Source organism: Gordonia alkanivorans NBRC 16433, from assembly GCF_000225505.1.
Classification (GTDB): Bacteria; Actinomycetota; Actinomycetes; order Mycobacteriales; family Mycobacteriaceae; genus Gordonia; species Gordonia alkanivorans.
Genome location: NZ_BACI01000103.1, coordinates 1 through 507 on the forward strand (window position 1 = coordinate 1; position 507 = coordinate 507).

1 protein-coding gene is annotated in these 507 nt (G+C 62.5%); it reads right to left on the reverse strand.

Going from position 1 to position 507, the window contains the following annotated elements:
- A partial coding sequence (locus GOALK_RS19440; RefSeq protein ID WP_040004364.1) for a DDE-type integrase/transposase/recombinase occupies positions 1-507 on the reverse strand: 507 nt, incomplete at both ends.

Below are 507 nucleotides of genomic sequence, written 5' to 3' on the forward strand. Positions count from 1 at the left end.
CTGAGCTGTAGAACTCGGCGTAGGCCCATTCCGAGGCCAGGGTGCGGTTGAATCGTTCGACCTTGCCGTTGGTTTGCGGGCGGTAGGGACGGGTCTTCTTGTGCTTGATCTCGGCGCCGAGGGATTCTGCGAAAACCTTTGAGCGGTAACAGGCGCCGTTGTCGGTCATCACTCGTCTCACAGTGATCCCATGTTGGCTGAAGAAGGCGTTGGCGCGGTCCCAGAACTGCGCGGCGGTCTCTTTGCGTTCGTCGGTGAGGATCTCGGAGTATGCCAGCCGGGAATGGTCATCGACGGCGTGGTGCAGATATGCGTACCCCGGGCGGTGTTTCTTGTTGTGCCGGTTGCCGATCGTGCGCCCGAGTTTGCGGTGGCCGCCGCCTTCGGGGATGCGGCCGAGTTTCTTGATGTCGATGTGGATCAGGTCGCCGGGAGCGTCGTGTTCGTAGCGTCGTGGCGGTGTCCGGCGTACCGGAAGCCCGGTGGCCTGGTCGAGGTGACGCAACA